Consider the following 15,336-nt stretch of genomic DNA (forward strand, 5'->3'; position numbering starts at 1 on the left):
TCATAGACTGGCTCCTATGCCGGAACTGCCCGAGGTGGAAGCGCTCGCGGATTTCTTGCGCGAACACGCAATGGGGGCCGTGGTCGGTCGGGTCGACATCGCAGCGTTGAGCGTCCTCAAGACTTTTGATCCGTCGATAACCGCTTTGCCAGGCCGCGACGTGACCGGAGCCGCAAGATTTGGGAAGCATCTCGGTGTGGATTGTGACGGATTGTGGCTCATCACGCACCTCTCGCGAGCGGGATGGATGCGCTGGCAAGACAATCCGTCGTCGACACCGCCGAAGCCAGGCAAGGGGCCGCTGGCGTTGCGGGTTCATTTCTTCACACCCGAAGGTCTCACTCCCGCATTCGATCTCACCGAAGCCGGCACAAAGAAGAGCCTCGCGGTGTGGGTGGTGACAGATCCGTCGGAGGTTCCGGGAATTGCAAGTCTGGGGCCGGACGCGATGGTTGTGACGGAACCTGAGTTTGCGGAAGTTCTCGCCGGCACATCTGCGCGGATAAAGAACGCGCTGGTCGACCAGGCACTCCTGGCCGGCATCGGTAACGCCTATTCTGACGAAATCCTTCACACGGCGAAGCTCTCTCCCTTCGCAAATTCGTCTCGTCTTACGGCAGAACAGATTACGACGCTCTACGGCGCCCTGCGATCAGTGCTGACTGATGCGATTGCGCGGTCCGTCGGACAGGATGCCGCAAGACTCAAGGGGGAGAAGCGATCCGGGATGCGGGTGCATGCCCGCACTGGTCTGCCTTGCCCGGTCTGCGGCGACGTGGTTCGAGAGGTCTCGTTTGCCGAGCGTTCCTTCCAGTACTGCGCAACCTGCCAAACGGGTGGAAAGCCCTTGGCGGATCGGCGAATGTCTCGCCTTCTCAAGTAGAGAACTGATCGGCCAGGAGGATGACGAATTCCCTTGCCAATGAAGACGAATGCGCAGGATCGGTGATTGCATGGACCACCCGATGCGGTGCATCGGCAATAGAAATGCACACCAACTCGGGATGGTCGACGCTCATCGACTCCGGAAGTAGTCCGACGCCCAGTCCATTGGCGGTCAGGGAGCAGATGAGATCGACAGAGTTCGCTTCATAGGTACGTCCGCGAGGAATCTGCGACTCGGCAAAAGCCTGATCGGTTTGAACTCGCGCCTCGCTCCCCGACGCGAAGTCCACTAGCGGGACGTCTCTGAGGTCTTCGAGTCTGATGGATGCAACCGTGCTGAAAGGGTGATCGACGGGGACAAACGCTGCCGTCGACTCACTCCACAGCGGAACCGCCGAGAACGTCTTGGGTAGTCGGCCGGGCGCCAACCCCACGATCCCGACATCGATCGCGCCGGATCGGACGCCTTCGATGACGACTTCACTACCGTAAGGGCGCACTGTTGCATTGATTGTCGGATGCCGACGTGTCAAAGAAGCAAGTGCCCGACCGATATCGACGCGGCCCGCTGAGGTAATCGTTCCGACAGTCAGACGTACCTGCTCGCCGCCGTCCTCGGAAACATCGCTCACCAGTCGGGAAACAGCGCCGAGCACATCGCGGGCGCGGGCAACAAAGACCTCGCCGGCAGAAGTCAGTCCGACATTGCGACTGTTTCGATGGAAAAGCTCAACACCGAGTTCGCGTTCAAGATCCCGGATCTGGGCGCTGAGCGCTGATTGTGAGATGTGCAGGCGAAGCGCGGCTCGACTGAAATGACGATCCTCGGCGACGGCCAATGCATAGCGTATGTGGCGCAGATCCATACACTCGAATCTATCGGTTCAGGCGATGGGAATCGCGGATCGATCTTGCGGACGTGACTCGGGTGGAGCCGGTGAGTGATCGGATTTCGCACCGATTTCACGGGTGCAGTTATTTGTGCCGCGAAAAGGTCGGGCGCCGGTAGGCTTCCTGTGTTCGAAGTCCCAGTTAATGGTTTGCATAATTAAGGATTCGACAGAGATGTATCTTACCTTGCAGATCACCTGTCATTATTAGGGGTTTTACCGATGCTTCATCTTTCGAAAATGCCATATGCGATTTCTTGGTTTTTTTCCAGCAAATGCGCTATTCTCAGTGCCATTGGTCTTAAGTCGGACGTATGTCTTGGTTGCGGATCTTCGTCGGGTAATCGAGAGGGATAGAGATGTCTGAGAGAAACATCCGTCGTGTAGTCGGTGGTGTAAGCGCATGTGCGATTGCAGCCGGACTGGCCGTGAGCTTCGGAACCGGTGTTGCCAGCGCAGCTCCCGATTCGGTGGCATGGAAGGACGGTGGCAGCAATTTCGAACGTACGGTCAGCAATGTCACGCCGAGTGAGGGTGACACAATCACTATCTCGACGAAGTTCATGCGCACAGGAGCTGTGGAGTACATCTACCGCGTCACGGACCAGCACCCTACGTGCCTGACGTACGTCGAAGATTCAGCAAAGGTGGACGGTAGTCCGCGGGCCATCGACAGTACTGGCGTTGATTACGCACAGGTCAAGGGAACCGTTATTGAATGGCCGGTATATCCGAACATTAATCCGAAGTCGCGGACGTTCTCCTTCGACTACAAGGTTGGAGCGGGCTGCGATCGAGGCGTTGCGTTGCAGACAGGGATGTCTTACAACGGTTCCTTGGGTGAGGGCAAGTACCCGGGCAAGGGCCCTGCTTTCACGGTGCAGGTGAACAACTCCACGACGGCACTGGACACAGTGCCTTCCGGTGTACAGGTGGGCCAGACAGTTCCGCTCAAGGCCACTGTCATCGGTGGTGCGCTCGGAAACACCGTTGAGTTTTACGACGGTGGAACCAAGATCGGCGAGGGTGCCCTCGACGCTACCGGCGCTGCGACCTTCAATTGGAAGCCAACTTCCAAGGGCACGCACAACCTGTCCGCGAAGTTCGTGGCCACCTCGAAGGCAAATGAATCAACGTCCGCTGCTCAGTCGGTGGGAGTCTCGCAGGCAGATGCTCTATCCACGACCACACTCGCCACTGTCTCGGGTGCGCAGGTCGGGACGTCCACCACATTGAAGGCAACAGTGAGCCCTGCCGGTGCCGGTGGGACCGTTACGTTCACGATTGACGGCAAGCCCACCGTTGTTGCTGTCGGCGCCAACGGTGAAGCTACCTATGCCTGGACTCCGGAAACGTCGGGAAGTCAGACGATTACTGCAGCCTTCTCCGGACGCTCCGGTGTATCCACCTCCACGACTTCTACAACTGTGACCGTCGCTGAGGCGCCGGCCAGCAACACTGCGTCGACAACTGATCTCACAGTCGGCAGCGCACAGGTTGGCAAGTCCACGGCCGTCTCGGCGCAGATTGATCCGGCCAACGCCGGCGGCACAGTCACTTTCAAGGACGGCGACACTGTCATCGGAACAGTTGCAGTTGACGGCTCCGGTGTAGCGCGCATCGATTGGACTCCTTCTGCAGCAGGACAGCGCACTATCACGGCTGAATTCAGTGGCGCCGGAACCGTTAATGGTTCGGCTGACAGCGCCACCCTTCAGGTTGCAGAAGCTGGAACTCCCGGTGACGGTGGAAACGGTGGCGGCTCCGGCAGTTTGGGCAGCCTGGGTGGATTCGGCTCTAGTAGCTGATCGCTTGTAACTCAACATCTTTTGACGGCGCTCCGTCCCAGTCTTAGCACCGGGGCAGGGCGCCGTTCCTATCCATGCACTCTTTTTGAGGGGAAACGTATGTCCTAGAGAAACATTCGCCGCGGCATCGGTGCCGTGAGCGCATTTGCCGTTGCCGCCGGCCTTGCCGTCAGTTTCGGAACCGGAGTTGCCGACGCGGCTGCCGGGTCGGCGAGTTGATCGGAGGGCAGCTCCTCCTTCACCCGGACGGTCAGCAATGTCACGCCGAGTGAGGATGACGTAATAACCGTCTCGACGAGATTTACGCGTACATGGGTTGTGGAGTACATCTACCGTGTCACGGACATGCACCCGACGTGCCTGACGTACGTCGAAAATTCAGCAAAGATGGACGGTAGCCCGCTGACTATCGACAGCACTGGCGCTGATTTCGCGCAGGTCACCGCAGGTCTCAATGATTGGCCGGTGCGTCCCTATGTTGACCCCAAATCGCGGACGTTCTCCTTCGACCCTGGAGTCCACCTCGGCACCGCAGACCGTGACGGTGTCGGCTGCAGCTGCGCAGACCACGACCGCGATCAGCGGTTCTGCTTCGGCTGTGACAGGTGTGGATGTGGCGCTGACGGCTCAGGTGTCGCCGAATCCCGGTAGCGGCACGGTTCAGTTCAAGGACGCCAACGGCAATCTTGGTGGTCCAGTGAATGTGGATGCTGACGGCAAGGCTGTGTTGACGCAGGCGTTTGCTGAAGGTACGCAGAGTATTACGGCGGTGTTCGCGGGTTCGGCTGGGTTCTTGACGTCGACGTCGGCGGCGCATGGTTTGACGGCGACGGCAGTCGGTACGGTCACTGTTTCCAACGGTGACAGTGGCAACGGCGGGTCCGGAAGCTTGGGTGGCAACGGCGGCCTGGGTAGCCTCGGAGGGTCAGGAATCCTGGGCAGTTTGGGTGGCAACGGCGGCCCGGGCAGTTCGGGTGGCTCCTGAAGTCTCGGCAGTTTGGGTGGTTCCAGCAGCTTGGGTGCGACCGATGCGGCCAGTTCCACGGGATCGCACAGCGGATACTTTGCCGCGACCAGTTGATTCCTTGTAGTTCGTGCTCGGACAGTAGTTTCTGCTCGCACTGAGATAGTTCGGCGCGGCGCCCTGCTTCGGTTGTAACCGAAGCAGGGCGCCGTGTTTCTCGTTGGCCGGCAGTGGCATGATCTATCGGTTTGGAAGATTATTCATCCAGATCTATCTATTGGACGCCGCGTGCGCATCAGTCCATGCTTGAACGATGATTTCAGGCGACACACAATCGCGGCTCGGGTTGCCGACAGTCCTGCTGATGGCGGCGGCTACCGGGCTTTGCGCTGGAGGCAACTACTTCAACCAGCCGTTGCTGGACTCCATCGCAGTCCATCTCCATGTATCCGCGTCGACGGCCGCGGCGACGGTGACAATCGCCCAGGTGGCGTACGCCCTCGGGTTGATACTCCTAGTTCCGGTCGGAGATATTGTCGACCGACGAAAGCTCACCGTGGGACTCATGTTTCTGGCTGCGGTCGGGCAGGCAGTCAGCGGGTTTGCACCCAACTTCGCCACTCTGGCGGTGGGTATTGCTGTCGCCGGCGTGTTTTCCGTGGCAGCTCAGGTGTTGGTTCCCTTTGCTGCAGCCCTGGCCGAGCCAGAGCGTTCGGGTCAGGTGGTCGGCACCATCATGAGTGGGCTGCTGATCGGAATTCTCTTGGCGCGCAGTGTTGCCGGACTGCTGTCCGGCCTGGGCGGCTGGTCGACGGTATACAAGGTTGCCGCCGTGCTCATGGTGGTAATGGCTGTGGCGCTCTGGAGGGTGCTGCCATCGGACGCAGGCTCTCGCGAGAACGCCAGCTACGCAGCGACGCTACGCTCACTCGGCCATCTGGCGAAAACGTTGCCGCGTCTACGAACCCGAGCTGCCATGGGCGGTCTCGCATTTGCCGCGGTCAGTACCGTCTTCACCACCATGGCATTTCTGTTGGCGGGGGAATACGGGTACAGCGATACTCAGATCGGCCTCGTCGGATTGCTCGGCGTGGCGGGAGCATTGATGGCAACAGTCGCGGGCCGGTTGGCGGATCGGGGAATGACGCAACTCGCTACTGGTAGTGCCCTGGCCGTTCTATTGTTGTGCTGGTTGCCTTTTGCTGTCGGCGGGACGCACGTGACATGGTTCCTTGTTGCCTTTGTGCTCGCGGATTTGGCACTGCAAGGGGTGCATGTCAGCAACCAGAACATTGTCTACGCACTCATCCCCGCAGCGAGATCACGCGTCAATTCCGTGTACATGACCACCTACTTCATCGGTGCCGCTCTGGGATCTGCGGTGGGATCAGTTGTCTGGAAAGCATACGGGTGGTCCGGAGTGTGTGTGGCCGGGTTGGCGTTCTCGGTGGCCACGACACTGGTGTGGGTGTTTGATCGACGGTTGGAGAACGCTGCCTCCTCTCGCGCTCACGTTCCGGTCATGTCTGAAAAACAAGTATGAAAGTTGTTTGCTGCAAAGGTTTTCGAGGGGCCCGCTGAATCTCCGCTCAAAACTTCCCCTTGACTCGAATGTATGTTCGAGTAAAGTTAGGGGTAAGGATGGGGGGATCCGATGAGCGTCGATACTGTAGTTGCCGATGTCGTAGCTGGTTCTGCTGTGAATGTGCGTGGCATGCTGTGGCGGTTGCGGCCGTGCGATGTGCGGGACGTTGCGGTCACCGCATCCGCGGAAATCCTTCGACTGGAAGCTATCCGCGTTGCCGCGGTCGACGAGTTGGCACTTCATCCGGACGAGCAGGTGCTGTGTTACCGCGGCGTCGGCCGCTGGCTGGCGGCGAATACGATGCTGCAGAACGCGGCCGGAAACAAGATCGCCGCTCTCGGCGTCGCCTTACGAGCCTTCCCCGATATCGCGGCGCAGTTCGATGCCGGTGACCTCACCGTCGATCATGCCGCGCTGATCACCGCGTTCTGCGAATCCCCACCGAAAGGGATGCCGGAGCGCGCTCTGCCGCACTGCATCACAACGCTGCTCGCGGCAGCGTCCGGGGTGGAAGCGACCACCATGAAACTGCGGTACGCCATCGCGGTGCTCGAGCGGATCTTCGAATCCGAGGACGTCCCGGCGGGGGAGGACGACGATCGCAACGAACTACGTATTTCTCCGACGTTGAACGGTCGGGTGGTGATCAAAGGTGAGTTCGATGCGTTGACCGGCGAAATGCTTCTCTCCGCGTTGTCGGGGTTGTCGATGCCGACCCCCGCCGTGGACGGGACTCCGGATGCGCGGTCGGCTGCGAAGCGGACGGCGGATGCGTTGACGGAGTTGATTCGCCGGTATCTCGATAATGCGGCGACGGGGGTCGATGGTGGTCAGCGTCCGCATGTGAATGTGCATGTGTCTGTGAAAGATCTTGCGGAGCATCGAGAGTGCGCGAGCACGCGGACTGCTTCGTCGAGTTCGGCTTCTCCCGACGAAGAGACTGATGTCGAGGATGTACCGGTGTGGGGTTTCGACGACTTCGACGATCTTGATGTCGGGCACATGCCGTGGATGGGTCCGTTGAGTATCACCCGCACCCGGATGTTGGCGTGTGACTGCATGCTCTCGACGGTGCTCCTCGACGAGAATGGTGCCCCGCTCGATGTCAGTCCGCTGAAACGGGTGGTGTCGGCGGCGCAGCGGACGGCGTTGATCGCCCGAGACGAGGGGTGTGCGTTTCCGTCGTGTGATGCGGTGCCGGCGTGGTGCGATGCGCACCACATCAAGGGGTGGTCGAAGGGCGGTCTGACGGTGATGGACAACCTCACCTTGCTCTGCCGAGCGCATCACACTCTGATTCACCGTCAGGCCGGGTTCGCGGGGCGGTGGGAAATCAAGATGGGGTCGGATCGTAGGCCGTGGTTCATTCCGCCGGCGGGGGTTGATCCGGAGCGGTGGCCGCGGCGATCAACCCTGCCGCTCGGTCCGGTGCTGCGCACCTGAAAAGTGTTGCACCACAATTGCAGACGTGTCAGGCTTCGCATCAGATTCTCGCCGATGCGAAGCCCACACGCATGTGCGTGTCCAGATTGCTTATCGTCAGGGCCTCAGAGAGTTAAGGCGTCAGGGGGCCGGGGGCGAGCAAGACCGGATTGAGCCTGAAAACCCGGATTTTCCGCGAGTACGCGCGATCCGCGTAGGTGATGTATGCCGGCCAGGAATCGGTCGCGAGTTCCCAGAGTCGTTTCCGCAGAGCACCTTCGGCAAGTTCAGCCAGAACCGGAGTCTTCACACCTTTGATTGCTACCGTCGCACGCTGATCGGCGATCAGATTGTAGGTCCACTGGGGATGCGCCGTCTGGCCCCAATTGGAGCCGACCACGATAAATGATCCGTCGTCCGGTGCGTACAGGAGTGGCGTCGTATGGGATTGTCCGCTCTTACGTCCGGTCACGGTAAGTAGCAGTTGTGGGACTGTGCCGTTCCCGACGAGAGAGACCTTGCCTCGAGTCTATTTCTGCACGCCACGATCGATCGTGGCCAAATCCTTGCCCAGATCGGAGAACCATTGGGTGTGGCCCACGGTGCGCATCAATGACCGGTAGGGATTGCGCATGGTGCTCCTGATCTCGGTGGGTCAGGTACCTGCCGGTCGGCGGATGTCGCCTGTTGGATTCGAGTGTCTCGGAGAGGATTGTGCCACGCGCGGTCGCAGTTACACGAGCGCAATGGAGATTCTCCGAACAATGCGGTTTCGACGAGTCCCGTTCCTATCAAAGGCAATTGGGACTATCTGCGCAAACTGGAGGTTATCGTTCGGAGGTCAGCACATCTGGTTCGAGCCATTCGACTCCCAGGAGTTCGGCGAGGCTCCGGAGGCCCGATTGATCGCCGCCTTTCAATCCAGTCACCGACTGGAGATTGCGGAGCATTGTTGTTGCGACGTCCTCTTCCTTGGTTCCGACGCCGAAGGGGATAAGCCAAGGGCACGTCTGGTAGTCACGGTGCGACCTACCGAAGGTCTGCTCGGCGGCGATCCCGGAATAGCGGGGTTGATGGAAGATTCCGGTTCGAGGCAATGGAGATGCGTAGGTGCCATCCGGTAAGGCTTCGTTGGCATGGAGCGAAATAGAAGTCGTGACATTGAAGACGACAACCGGCGCATCTCCTCGTTGGAAGCGAAGACGTTGCTGTTCTTTGTCCGGCACCGCGCCGAAGAGCTTTGCGACGGATATTCCGGCATCCTCGATCATCTCAACGAGCGGATCACCTGCGGTGGAGACGAACTCGACGGCAACAAGTACCTGCTTGCCCGATTTGACCTGAGCCCCCGCCCACTGGGCGGTGGACTCTGCGCGAATCATCCCGGCCTTCTGCCGGTACCGCAGGACCAGTGCACGTCCGCGGGCGATGTTGCGACTCTTGCGAGCCAGACCCATCTCGTAGGCGTATTCGGCCCATTCCGTCTCATATTCGGCGCGTTGGCCCGGGGTGAGGTCGATCGGCATTCCGTCGAGGGGTACCGGACCCCACGGTGTAGGGCGGTGAATCATCAACGGTGGCTTGCTGTTCGACAACCAACCGCGGACGGTTTCCAAGGCGCGTGCTTGCAGTGCCGGTGACTCTTTGGCTTCGGCACTCCACGTCCACTTGCCGTATGACTTGTCCAAGGGAAGGCCGGATTCCAGAAGGCGCGCACCCAAATCTTGCCAATGCTCTGGAGATTCACCGTGTACCTGCGCAAAAAGTGGTGCAAGGTAACGCTGATCGGCAGGCGTGTGACCCGGCGTCGCAGTTACGGACAGAACAAACGGGGCCTGATCGTGAGCGTTGGAGAACCGCGCGACCTTCTCGAATGCCGTTGTGCGCTGCGTATCGTTGCTGTACAGCTGAGCTTCGTCTGCGATTACCACGCCGAAGGTGTACTTGGGGCGTCCGTTTCGTGCGATGAGCTTCTTCAATTGGTCCGGTGACATGATCAGCCACCGGAATCCGCCGTCACCCACCGATGCGATGGAGTAACGCCAATGCGGGATGGTGATCTGGGCCGGTCGATCAACAAGAACAAGGATGTTGGTCTCGCCGCGCTCCTCGGCAATTGTCTTGGCTGACATGATGGCGATCAAGGTCTTGCCCAGACCGGCGTTGTCGGCAAGCAGGAAACCTCGTCGGCCTGCGCGAGCGGCATCGACTACGGCGGCTGATCCTGAAACTTGCTCGGATCGAGGAGTTTTGGGCGACGCGGTTGGGCGCTCACCCGTCGAGTTGTTGATGTCGTCCTCGACCCACTGCTGGTACGAGAACGGCAGAGCCTTGAAAGGTGCAAGTTCCGTGGGTAATTCACTGCCCACCCAGGCGTAGCTCTTCCACTTCTTCACGAACTGGGCGCCCGGCACTGCCGTTCGAAACGGGACGTCGAGAAGCCAGACTCGCTCTCCCGGACCGGCAGTGGGAACATCAGGAGTGGGAGTGGTTTTGCGTGTTGCAGTACGAGCACTGGATCGCTTGCGTGGAGGCATCAGGCGCCGGAACCTGCCGTGAGAAAGTCTCGCAAGGTCAACGGCGGAACGCCGGTAATATCCTCTACTGCAGTGCTTATCGACGTCAGTTCGCCATTTGCGATTGCGGTATATGTCGATACCCAGGCATCAACTTCCCAATCCGGGGCGTTGTACGATGCGCGGGATACGTAGGCCTCTTCGATGGTCTCTTCGACGTACGCCGTCGGTGTGCCCGTGACTTCGGTGATGATCGCGGCCACCTCGGTCAGCGTCAGTGCTTCACGGCCGGTGAGATCGTACGTCCGTCCCGCATGTGAATCGAGATCCTTCAGAACAGAAACTGCGACGCGGGCGATGTCGGACCGAGAAACCGCACCGACCACTCCGTTACTTGCAGGCCCGCGAATAACTCCGTCGGTGCCCGCCAGAGACGGGAGGAAATCGATGTACGCACTATCGCGAAGAAATGTAAAAGCCATTCCGGTTGAGCGAATATATTTCTCGGTTGCCCAATGATCGCGGGCCAGTGTAAATGTGGCGTCCGGGGCCGCGCCGAGATATGAGGTATAGACAATATGGCGGACGCCGGCAGTGGTCGCAGCGTCGACGAAGGTGCGGTGCGCAGTGAGTCGATCAGCACTTTCCGCCGCCGAGACCATGAACAGTGCGTCGATCCCGGTAAGCCCTGCCACGGCGGCGTCGAAGTCGCTATACGACGTTTCCACCGCGTCGGCGCCGGTTAGTTGGGGGAGGCGGGCAACCGAACGTGCAAGTAATCGTTGGCTGATGCCTTCCTGCGCCAGTGAACGAGCAACCAGACCGCCGATATGGCCTGTCGCACCGGTTACTGCGATCGAGCGTGCACGAGCAGACCATGCGGATGACGAACGTGGCTGAGCAGACAGTGGACTACCTCCGGCTCGGATGACTTCTCAGGCAGAGCCTACGTGGCCAACTACTTGCAGTGTCGGGAAGACTCGACCATTTACCGTCGCACGGTTTTCGGAAATGCCAACAAAGGGGCGGTCCAGAACCACTAGTACTTTAGGTGGATATTCACGAAAGAGACGGATTTTGGCGGCATTGTTGTGTTATAGATTGGTTAGTAGTACCGAATCACTAAACGCGTTGACTATCGACTGAATCGGCGGTTTCCCGTTGTGGGATCCCCTTCACTGAGGAGTACCTGCTTTGCATGGTGGATTACCTTAGCTGCGACTTTTTGCTGCCTCCGGATGGGGCATCGAATGGGTCGCTGGGTTTGTCGACGGCGGCGAACGGCGTTGCTGTGCGAAGTATTGCAGTGCTGAGAAGTGCGAAAGTTCTGCTGTGAACATGCAGGTCCGCAAGGTTGGTTCGAGGGCTTCCTCGAGACTTCAGCGAACTAGTTGGGTTAGGGGTGCGTGGATGATTTCTCTCGATACTGTTTACAAGACATATCAGTCGGGCAGTGAGCATAGTGTCCGACTGGGTGGTGTCGGATCAGTTGGCGTCGCGGTCCCTGCGGTGGAGCGGGTCTCGCTCGATATTGCGGCGGGCCAGCTTGTGACGATCTACGGCGTCAGTGGATCTGGAAAGACGACCTTGATCAATATGATTGCAGGACTAGATGATCCGGATTCTGGGACCGTGAATGTGGCAGGCGTCGAAGTAACCGCATTGTCGGCCGATCAGCGTGCGGCGTTTCGCCGCGAGAGCGTCGGTGTTGTGTTCCAGGAATACAATCTGATCGCGAATGCGACAGTTGTGGACAATGTCTCGCTGGCACAGGTAGCTGGAGGTATGCGGCGGTCGGCAGCGAAGCGGGCTGCTGAAGAAGCGCTGCGACGGGTCGGTCTCGATGGCTTGGGCGGGCGTTTCCCGCAGCAGCTCTCCAGCGGTCAGAAGCAGCGCGTCGGCGTCGCCCGCGCCCTGCTCGGGGCCCGGAAAGTACTGCTGGTCGACGAACCGACTGGCGCTCTCGACGCCGTGAACTCGCTGGCACTGTTCGCGCTGTTTCGCGAGCTCGCGGATGACGGGATGACCGTGGTCGTCGCTACGCATGACCCCCTAGCCAGGGGGTATTCGGATCGTGTGTTCTCGATTGCCGACGGCAAGGTCGTCGAAGAGCTGAGAATTGAAAAACTGAGAATTGAAGAGTTCGAGAGATGACGCTCTCGGGGCCTGAGCGGAACGCAGTTCACCGTCGGTGCTGATATCCGATCCAGGCGCGTCGGCGATCGGCGAGGGGATCGTTGTCCACATAGCTGGTGCTGTCGAAGATCATGGTCTCGCGGTTCGCCGTGGAGTATTGGGGCCAATCGCTACCCGGGGTGCCTTGGCGAGCGAAGTGAAGCCAATGATTCTGCATCGTTTCGGTGACAGCGTGGAGTGAACGTCGTCCGCCGAAGATAGTGAGGCACTTGATCAGTGCATCCGATCGGCCGAACACGGCAAACAATTCAGTGGCATGTGTTGCGCCAATACCGAGCAACCGAAGCAGTCGAGGCGCAAAATCGTAGCGGTAGCTGTAGGTTGGTGCCACAGTGCAATGGCCTTGTGCGCAGAGGATTGCCGGCTCCCAGAAGGTAATATCGCCGCCCAGATCTGCGGCGGCATTACGGTGCGGATACGTTGGATACGCTGCCAGCGCACGCTCTTTCACGTCCGGTGAAGTGTGAGAAAACATCTTGTCGATCCGTGCCGGATCTGTGGGTAAGATGTTGAGGAAGCGCGGAAAGATCCGTCCCTCATGGAGATTCGACCCCACCAAAAAGGGGATTGGGTGGGCGTTTCCCGCCGCAAATACGTCGAGTGGATGTTCGGGAAGGAAGTCATCGCCCACAACAGGAGCGAACGCGCGCGTTCCCGGTTCTTCATCGGCACCGCGGCGTGCTAGTTCCTCCCCGGCGTCAACTAATTCGCCAACTGAAGCCGAGCACAGCCAGGATGCCGGATCTGTGGCCGACGCGTGGGCGATCTCGAGAAATTCCTGTGCCCAACGATGTGCTCGATCCTTGCCGTATGCCGAAGCGGCAGGAGGACTTTGAGCGATGGCTTGCGCGAATAGACCCGTCGCCGCCGGTGTGGCCATCAGTGTTGTGACGGCATTTGCTCCGGACGATTCACCGAACACAGTGACATTGTGCGGGTCGCCGCCGAATGCCGCAATGTTCCGCTGTACCCATTCCAGCGCAGAAACTTGATCGCGGAGACCGAGATTCGATTCGAATGATCTTTTGTCGGTGGATAACTCACTGAAGTCGAGGTACCCCAGTGCGCCGAGGCGATACTGAATGGAGACGTAGATGATGTTGCCGCGCTCCACCAAGGATGTGCCGTGGTACATCGGCGCCGACGGATTGCCTCCGTTGTACGCGCCTCCGTGAATGAATACCATGACCGGACGCGGTTCATCGGAAGTATGTTGGGATGCAAGCACATTGAGGAGCAAACAGTTCTCGTCAAGATTGCCCTTACTCTGTGGTGCGGGCGAACCGAATTCGGCAGCCGAGCGGATACCCTGCCAGGGCTCTACGGGTTGAGGCGCTCGAAACCGCAGTGGGCCGACGGGCGGTGCAGCGTACGGAATCGCTCGCCAAGTCCGGAACCTCGCAGTCCTGAGCTTCCCAACTTTGCCGGCCCGCTGTTCGAGAAGACGACCGCGGATCTTCCCGGAATCGACAACTACTTCAAGGTGGTCCATCACTCGTCGACCGTCACGAAAGAACCTGGCTCGGTTGGTAGTTGCGGTAGCCCGCGTAACCAGACCAGGCAAGACGTCGCTCGCGTCGCGGATCGTTTTCGACGTGAGTGATCTCGTCGAAGATCAAGGTACGGCGCGCGCTGTCATCGTAGCGGGGCCACGAACTACGCGGAGTGCCGTGCTTCGCAAAATGGAGCCAATGTTCCTGGACCACATCGGTGACAGCGCGGAGCCCGCGTCGGCCGCCGGGCACAGTGAGCGCCCGGCCGATCGAGGTGTTGCCGATGCCGAAGACTGCAAACATCTCGAAACCATGTGTCGCATCGAGTCCGAGCCAGCGCATCAACGGTGGGGCAAAGTCGAATCGGTAAGCATACGTCGGTGCGCTCTGGGCGTGCGCTTGTGCCAGCTCCATCGACGGATGCCAGAATGTCACGTCGCCGCCGACGTCGATCGCAGAATCCTCGGATGGATAGTCCGGATACGTTGCAAGGATGCGCTTTCCGGCCTCGGGATCGGTCAGTGCAAACATCTTCTCGATGCGCGGCGGAGAAGTGGGCAGTGCGTCGAGCACCTTGGGAAAGAGCGTGCCCTCACGTTTGTTGGTTCCGATGATCAGTGGCACCTGATGGGCCAACCCACGAGAAAACGCGTCGACGGGTGAGACGGGGAGGAAATCACCGTCGACGCTAGGTCCGAACGGATGCAGTCCCGGTGTGGCAGAAAGAACTTCAGTGCCCAGGAGAGATCCGGTACGGCTTAACTCCCGAGCGGAGGTCAGGCGCAAAGCCTGAGACGGAGGGGCATCGGAACTGAGGATCTCGATGAATCTTCTCGCCCAGATGTGTGAGAGTTCTTGGTTTACAACCAGATCCGGAGCCGAGCTCTCGGCAATCGCACCGGCAAACAGTCCCTTTGCTGCGGGTGTCGCCAACAGTGTGGTGACTGCGGTGCCGCCCGCTGACTCGCCGAACACTGTCACTCGATCAGGATCGCCACCGAAAGTCGCAATGTTGCGCTGCACCCATTCCAACGCGGCCACTTGGTCTCGAAGCGCGAGATTGGAATCGAAAGGATGTTCCGGGGTGGAGAATTCGGAAAAATCCAGGAATCCCAACGCGCCCAGGCGGTAGTTGATCGACACGTAGATGATGTTGCCCCGCGTGACTAGCGAACGTCCGGAATAGAGACCCGTCGCGGATGTTCCGATGGTGTTGGCGCCCCCATGAATGAAGACCATCACCGGAAATGGTTCGACGGCAGCCTGCTCAGGCGCAAGAACATTGAGGGTGAGGCAGTCTTCGCTGCTGGGCTGGTACTTTCCCGGGGCCAATGCCAGGCCCTTCTTGCTTTGCACCGATGCGTCGCCGAATGCCGTCGCCGCCCGTTCACCTTTCCACGGCAGTACGGGCTGGGGTGCTCGCAGACGCAAGGCTCCGACCGGGGGACGGGCGTAGGGAATGCCTCTCCACGCACGGAGTTTGCCGACACGTAGACCGCGCAAAATTCCGTCGGCCGTGGTCACAAGTACTTCTGAGTTGATCCGTGCGTCTGCCGCCATAGCCGTGACTATACGTA

General features: G+C 59.6%; 13 protein-coding genes. 6 read left to right on the forward strand and 7 right to left on the reverse strand.

Annotated elements, in window-relative coordinates; genetic code table 11:
• Positions 1-16: 16 nt before the first annotated feature.
• Positions 17-883, forward strand: coding sequence for an Fpg/Nei family DNA glycosylase (locus QM600_RS08210; RefSeq protein ID WP_283260968.1), 867 nt, complete (start codon positions 17-19; stop codon positions 881-883).
• On the opposite strand, the gene QM600_RS08215 is transcribed toward QM600_RS08210, so the two are convergent.
• On the reverse strand, positions 876-1,751 hold the full coding sequence (locus QM600_RS08215; RefSeq protein ID WP_283260969.1) for a LysR family transcriptional regulator: 876 nt from the start codon (positions 1,749-1,751) through the stop codon (positions 876-878). The two genes, QM600_RS08210 and QM600_RS08215, sit on opposite strands and share 8 nt — an antisense overlap.
• A gap of 383 nt (positions 1,752-2,134) precedes the next feature.
• On the opposite strand from QM600_RS08215, the gene QM600_RS08220 reads away from it, so the two are divergent.
• Positions 2,135-3,583, forward strand: coding sequence for an Ig-like domain-containing protein (locus tag QM600_RS08220; protein ID WP_283260970.1), 1,449 nt, complete (start codon positions 2,135-2,137; stop codon positions 3,581-3,583).
• A 104-nt stretch (positions 3,584-3,687) separates the two neighbouring features.
• Here the strand turns inward: QM600_RS08220 and QM600_RS08225 are convergent, their stop codons facing one another.
• The gene (locus QM600_RS08225; protein WP_283260971.1) at positions 3,688-3,846 is read right to left on the reverse strand and encodes a hypothetical protein; all 159 of its coding nucleotides are present in this window, start codon (positions 3,844-3,846) and stop codon (positions 3,688-3,690) included.
• Positions 3,847-4,058: 212 nt separating this feature from the next.
• Here QM600_RS08225 and QM600_RS08230 point away from each other — a divergent pair, with 212 nt between their 5' ends.
• From QM600_RS08230 to QM600_RS08240, 3 genes are all read left to right on the forward strand, one after another.
• On the forward strand, positions 4,059-4,568 hold the full coding sequence (locus QM600_RS08230; protein WP_283260972.1) for an Ig-like domain-containing protein: 510 nt from the start codon (positions 4,059-4,061) through the stop codon (positions 4,566-4,568).
• Between the two features lie 292 nt (positions 4,569-4,860).
• Positions 4,861-6,090: an MFS transporter gene (locus tag QM600_RS08235; RefSeq protein ID WP_283260973.1), complete on the forward strand. Its 1,230-nt coding sequence runs from the start codon at positions 4,861-4,863 to the stop codon at positions 6,088-6,090.
• A 111-nt stretch (positions 6,091-6,201) separates the two neighbouring features.
• Positions 6,202-7,575, forward strand: coding sequence for an HNH endonuclease signature motif containing protein (locus tag QM600_RS08240; RefSeq protein WP_283260974.1), 1,374 nt, complete (start codon positions 6,202-6,204; stop codon positions 7,573-7,575).
• Between the two features lie 112 nt (positions 7,576-7,687).
• Here the strand turns inward: QM600_RS08240 and QM600_RS08245 are convergent, their stop codons facing one another.
• The 3 genes from QM600_RS08245 to QM600_RS08255 form a co-directional block, all read right to left on the reverse strand.
• Positions 7,688-8,038, reverse strand: coding sequence for a nitroreductase/quinone reductase family protein (locus tag QM600_RS08245; RefSeq protein WP_283261000.1), 351 nt, complete (start codon positions 8,036-8,038; stop codon positions 7,688-7,690).
• A 343-nt stretch (positions 8,039-8,381) separates the two neighbouring features.
• A complete protein-coding gene (locus QM600_RS08250) occupies positions 8,382-10,091 on the reverse strand; it encodes a DEAD/DEAH box helicase family protein (RefSeq protein WP_283260975.1) in 1,710 nt (569 codons plus the stop codon).
• Positions 10,091-10,999, reverse strand: coding sequence for an SDR family oxidoreductase (locus QM600_RS08255; protein ID WP_502942913.1), 909 nt, complete (start codon positions 10,997-10,999; stop codon positions 10,091-10,093). Before QM600_RS08255 ends, QM600_RS08250 begins: the two co-directional genes overlap by 1 nt.
• A gap of 481 nt (positions 11,000-11,480) precedes the next feature.
• Between QM600_RS08255 and QM600_RS08260 the strand changes: the two genes are divergently transcribed.
• Positions 11,481-12,224 (forward strand): ABC transporter ATP-binding protein, encoded by a 744-nt coding sequence (locus QM600_RS08260; protein ID WP_283260976.1) that lies wholly within the window; start codon positions 11,481-11,483, stop codon positions 12,222-12,224.
• A gap of 28 nt (positions 12,225-12,252) precedes the next feature.
• Here QM600_RS08260 and QM600_RS08265 read toward each other — a convergent pair whose 3' ends face one another.
• On the reverse strand, positions 12,253-13,758 hold the full coding sequence (locus tag QM600_RS08265) for a carboxylesterase/lipase family protein (protein ID WP_283261002.1): 1,506 nt from the start codon (positions 13,756-13,758) through the stop codon (positions 12,253-12,255).
• Between the two features lie 13 nt (positions 13,759-13,771).
• Positions 13,772-15,319, reverse strand: coding sequence for a carboxylesterase/lipase family protein (locus QM600_RS08270; protein WP_283260977.1), 1,548 nt, complete (start codon positions 15,317-15,319; stop codon positions 13,772-13,774).
• Positions 15,320-15,336: the final 17 nt, after the last annotated feature.

Source organism: Rhodococcus sp. IEGM 1379 (genome assembly GCF_030056815.1).
Classification (GTDB): domain Bacteria; phylum Actinomycetota; class Actinomycetes; order Mycobacteriales; family Mycobacteriaceae; genus Rhodococcus_F.

Bases quoted from the DNA above. Each gene is read 5' to 3' on its own strand.
- QM600_RS08210 (WP_283260968.1), top strand. From the start codon at position 17: ATGCCGGAACTGCCCGAGGTGGAAGCGCTCGCGGATTTCTTGCGCGAA.
- QM600_RS08215 (WP_283260969.1), bottom strand. From the start codon at position 1,751: ATGGATCTGCGCCACATACGCTATGCATTGGCCGTCGCCGAGGATCGT.
- QM600_RS08220 (WP_283260970.1), top strand. From the start codon at position 2,135: ATGTCTGAGAGAAACATCCGTCGTGTAGTCGGTGGTGTAAGCGCATGT.
- QM600_RS08230 (WP_283260972.1), top strand. From the start codon at position 4,059: ATGTTGACCCCAAATCGCGGACGTTCTCCTTCGACCCTGGAGTCCACC.
- QM600_RS08235 (WP_283260973.1), top strand. From the start codon at position 4,861: ATGATTTCAGGCGACACACAATCGCGGCTCGGGTTGCCGACAGTCCTG.
- QM600_RS08240 (WP_283260974.1), top strand. From the start codon at position 6,202: ATGAGCGTCGATACTGTAGTTGCCGATGTCGTAGCTGGTTCTGCTGTG.
- QM600_RS08250 (WP_283260975.1), bottom strand. From the start codon at position 10,091: ATGCCTCCACGCAAGCGATCCAGTGCTCGTACTGCAACACGCAAAACC.
- QM600_RS08260 (WP_283260976.1), top strand. From the start codon at position 11,481: ATGATTTCTCTCGATACTGTTTACAAGACATATCAGTCGGGCAGTGAG.
- QM600_RS08265 (WP_283261002.1), bottom strand. From the start codon at position 13,758: ATGGACCACCTTGAAGTAGTTGTCGATTCCGGGAAGATCCGCGGTCGT.
- QM600_RS08270 (WP_283260977.1), bottom strand. From the start codon at position 15,319: ATGGCGGCAGACGCACGGATCAACTCAGAAGTACTTGTGACCACGGCC.